The organism is Faecalitalea cylindroides, assembly GCF_028321995.1.
Lineage (GTDB): Bacteria > Bacillota_I > Bacilli_A > Erysipelotrichales > Erysipelotrichaceae > Faecalitalea > Faecalitalea cylindroides.
This window is the reverse complement of sequence record NZ_JAQLXG010000022.1, coordinates 8,043-12,754: the sequence shown is the minus strand read 5'-3', so window position 1 is coordinate 12,754 and position 4,712 is coordinate 8,043. Positions and strand designations below refer to the sequence as shown.

The window sequence follows — 4,712 nt, the reverse complement described above, 5'->3', positions numbered from 1 at the left end:
CATCAAAAAATGTGTCCTTCATGGAAAGACACAAAATTTTATGAATTAGGCTTGATTTTTATTATCTAATTTTTTTCTCCTTTTTTTTTCTTTATACTCTTTGTGTTGTGTTTTTCTTGATCATTTTTAGGAGGTTTATTCAATCATGAAACATAACACAAACGATCATTCAAATGCTGTCTATTTTGCCCTTCTCAACCTGGCGGATGACGGTACTTATTCAATCACCCACGTTGAGATCAACGGTCCAGACAAGTTCATCCATATCGAAAAACATCTCAGACCGACTTTCTGCCCTTCGTGTAATGCCCGCATGCATTCCAAGGGCATCTATACCCGCAGGGTCAATCATCCCATTACACAGGATTCCATGAACATCTATCTGATCGTCCATCAACGCAGATGGATCTGTAAATCGTGCGGACATACGGAGAACGATTCCTTTCCTTTCCTGGATAAATATTCTCATTCCTCCAATATCACTCCCTATCTCATCCTCGATGCTTTCAGGAACCTTTCCCGATCGACAGCGGATATCGCTGCCCAGTTCAATATCTCCGACTCCAGCGCACGCCTGGTCTTCAAACGCTATGTGGATCTTCCCCGGCTTCCCCTGCCGGAATATATATCCGTGGATGAGGTATATCTCAATATCAGTAATAAAGATAAATACGCTTTCGTCATCATGGACTTTGTCTCCGGCGAGATCATCGATATCGTTCACAACCGCTGGCGTTCGACCATCGAAGATTATTTTTTGTCCATCCCCCTAAAAGAAAGGTTGAATGTCAAAGGTGTCATTTCCGATGCCTACAGGACCTATCTTAAGCTGCCTGAAGATTTCTTTCCTCATGCACTCACCATACTGGACAGTTTTCATGTCATCAAGCTCATCATTTCCCGGATCAACACCTATATATACAAAGTGCTCAAGCGATATAAGAAACGCGACGAGGAACGGTGGAAACAAAAAAATCACGATGAAAACCGTGACAGCCGGACTATACGTCCTTCCAGGGAAGTGATCCTGCTCCAAAATTATAAATGGGTCATCCTGAAGAATCAGGATGACATAAACTATTCGACAAAGCGTTATTATCATAAGATGCTCGGCATGAACGTCGATACCTTTGCCATCGAAAAGATGTTCCTGGATCTGGATCCCAATTTCAAGAAGCTTCGCAATCTGAAAGAAGAATATATCGAGTTCAACGAACAAGACTATGCGGACGAGTTCGATGTATTGTCCAGTCTAAATACGTTGATCGACAAATACAGAAGATCCGATCAATCTATATTTCGTGATTTTGCCTTGTTCCTCAGAGCCAATACGGATCCGATCGTAAACTCCTTCATAAAAGTAAAGGTCCATAGAAAAAGTGCATCTGGTGAAAAAGAATATTATGCACGTCTTTCCAATGGACCCATGGAGTCTTTCAATCGAAAACCGAAAGACCTCAAAAGAGAATCAAGAGGATTCTCCGATTTCGATTATACACGAAACCGCATCCTGTGGGCTACACGTGAGAACCCCAGCGTAAAAGGGATCCCCAGATCAAAGGAAGAGATCAAAACTAACGAAGGTAAGGAACGAGGTCCTTACAAGAAGAAAAAACAATCAAGCTCAAAATAAAGGATACTGACAATTTAACAATCAAAACAAGGAAAACACAACGAAAAAGAGATGTATTTCCTGTAGTCTATACAACCACAGTTCTACATCTCTTTTGATCTTCTCAAATTTTAACGAAACCTTCAGACCCCAAATTAGACCCCAATTGTTTACGCTAAAACCCTAAATGATTTTGGATACCCATTTAGAGTTCCTAATCAAAGATCACTTGATCTTATTTTTTTGCATTGCGCTTCTTCAACAATGTAGCTATGCCCGCTAAAGCAGCAGCATCGACTGCGAGTGAAGTAAACAATCCTGCAAATGTTCGAGTTGATGTGTTCGAAGTGTCACCTTTTTCCGGCTGCTCTGGAACACTATCTTTCTCAGCTTTATTTTTAAATACAATTGATGATACTTCTCCATCCTTAGTCGTTGTTGTTGTCATATTCAATGTTCCGTCTTCGTTATCGACAACCTCAACTTGGATGTTATAAACAGATTCATCATATGTAATTCCTTTAGCGTTTGTATTCTTTTCAGTTACTGTGTAGTTATAAGTACCTGCTTTATCGAATGTCAAATCGCTAAATGTTACCTTACCAGTCTTATCATTATATGCTTCTTCAACCACATTTCCTTCTTCATCGCTTAATACGAATAAGAATTCTTTGTCGGCAAGTTCTCTTCCTTCAAGAACTTTTGTAGCACCTAATGTTAAACTTGTTGGTTGAACTGTGTATTTATTGTTGAATGTGATTTCATTAATCTCTTTGCCTTGAGCATCCGTTACTTTCCATTCAACTTTTAACTTACCGCTTGTATCATCTGTTACTGTAGCAATCGCCTTGTAAGTAGTCGTATCGTAATTAACTCCACCTTTGTTGTCATTTGTTTCAGAAATCGTATATGTATAGATTCCTTCTTTATCAAATGTCAATTTAGGGAATACTACACTTCCATCTTCCGCATTTGTAGCTTGTACACCATTTCCATTTTCATCCATCATCGTAAATGAGAATTCATCTGCTTTAAGAGTTCTGCCATCAAGAACTTTCTTGATTGTTACAGCTGAATCTGTAGGAGATGTCTCATCCGTTGGATCTGGCACATAAGTATTTACAAATGTGAATGTACCTTGTGTATCGGAAGTCACAGAAATTGTTCCGTCTCCATTATCGATGACTTTTACATTAATGACTTTTGCACTGTCATTAGTTACACCAGGAAGACTACCACTTTCTGTAATCGTGTATGTAAATGTCTTTTCACGTTTTTCAGAATAAGTTTCAACTTGTTCTGTTAAACCAACAACTTCTTCAGTTTCTTCTGAAACAGAACCATCTTCAGTTGTTGTTTGTTCTTCTGTCACCGGTGTTTCTTGTTCTACGATTGCTTGTTGTCCGTCATCACCAAAGACATTTTGCATTGTATAAACGATCTTACCAAAATCAACATTTCCTGCTGCATCATTTCTTACAGTTGTTTTTTCAGGCATTGGTGCCCCTTCGCTACCTGTAATCGTAAATTCAAATTTATCTGTGATATCTGGATGATTTGTTCCATTTTCAGCAAGTGATTTTTTACCGTTGATCTTTAATTCAGCGCTTGCACTTTGTCCATAAGCATTTTCAAAAGCAAGTCCACCTTCTGGATAGATAACTTTTGTTACCAGTTTTCCATCGCCGTTATCAGTAACCTTAACAGTTACACTAAATTTACCAGCAACAATTGAAACGCCATTACCAGGAGTAACTTCTTCAACATCATAAACATAAGTATATGTATTGCCTTCTTTAGAAGCTATTCCATTTGCATGATCCTGAATCAACTGATCATTTGTGTAATTGATTGGAGTAAATGTAACTATTCCATCTGCTGTGTTCGTACCACTTGAAACTACACTACCATTACTCAATACATTGAATTGGAATTCACCATCTACCATCGGACGGTTTGTCAATGTCTTAGTTCCTGTCAAATTAACAGAAGCATCATATCCTTCTGTGTTCGTTGAAGAAGTATATGTGTTATTAAAGACAACCTGTGCAACACCTGTCTCAGCTTTTTGCTTACTTTGAGTGTATTCATAAGTTATATCTGTTCCATTAGTTCCTGTTATACGTGTAGAAACAGTTAATGTTCCACTACCATCATCACTCGTACTAATCTGAATTGTATATTCAGTTGTATCGTTTGTATAACCTGGTTTTTGTTCAGATGTTTCAGAAACTGTATATTTATAAACTTTTCCTACATCATCCTGAGTGAATTTTTGCATCTTTGGTAACAACTGAATTGTTGATGTACTTAAACCATTAGCATCCATTGTGTCTTCTGTATTAAATACATCTTCTGACATATCTTGCATACCAGCTTTTTCTTTAGACGCTTCATCAGCTGCACTTAATGTGAACGTAAACTGATTATCCTTAGTTAAATCATAACCTATTAAGTTCTTAACAAGTTCGATTCCACCTTTACCAACATAATCTAATTCACTTGAATATGTATTGGTGAATATGCCATTTTCTACTTTCGCACTAGCAACCAGACCACCTTGTTTGTTATCTGTTACAGTAACTGTAATTTCAGCAACATTCTTAGAATAATCAATACCCACATTCGTTCCCTCAACTTCACTTACAGTGTAATGATATTCACCAACTGTATCATAAGAAATTGAACCAAAATCAAATTTAGCTGTTTTTCCGTCTTCTTCGGTTGGAGCATTTACTTGAACTGTTGTATTGGCAGGCATTGGTGTGTCAACACCAGCAGTGTTGTTTCCAGCCGTCAAAGTAAATTCAAATACATCTTCAGTTGACCATTCTTTACCTTCAAATACTTTTGTTAACGTGAAGTCTGTTGGAATACCTGTAAAGTCAGCAGCTTCATACTTGTTAGTCACCGTTGGATTGTTTCCATCAACCGTTGCGTCTAATTGTCCGTCAAAACCTTCATCTGTTACATGATATGTAATTGTCTTAGGATCATTATCATATGTCCAACCACCAACAGTAGCTTTTGTATCTTCTGTTACTGTAAATACGTAATCGCCAACTTTACTGAATGTCAATTGACCAAAGTCAACCGTATC

At 37.8% G+C, this 4,712-nt stretch carries 2 protein-coding genes; one reads left to right on the top strand and one right to left on the bottom strand.

All coding sequences use genetic code 11. The annotated features are described in order from the left end of the window. Nucleotides 1–145 precede the first annotated feature (145 nt). Nucleotides 146–1,633, top strand: a complete 1,488-nt coding sequence (locus tag PND65_RS09230) for an ISL3 family transposase (RefSeq protein ID WP_271991704.1) — start codon at nucleotides 146–148, stop codon at nucleotides 1,631–1,633. Nucleotides 1,634–1,847: 214 nt separating this feature from the next. On the opposite strand, the gene PND65_RS09225 is transcribed toward PND65_RS09230, so the two are convergent. After that, on the bottom strand, nucleotides 1,848–4,712 hold a 2,865-nt coding region (locus PND65_RS09225), incomplete at its 5' end, for a Spy0128 family protein (protein ID WP_271991793.1).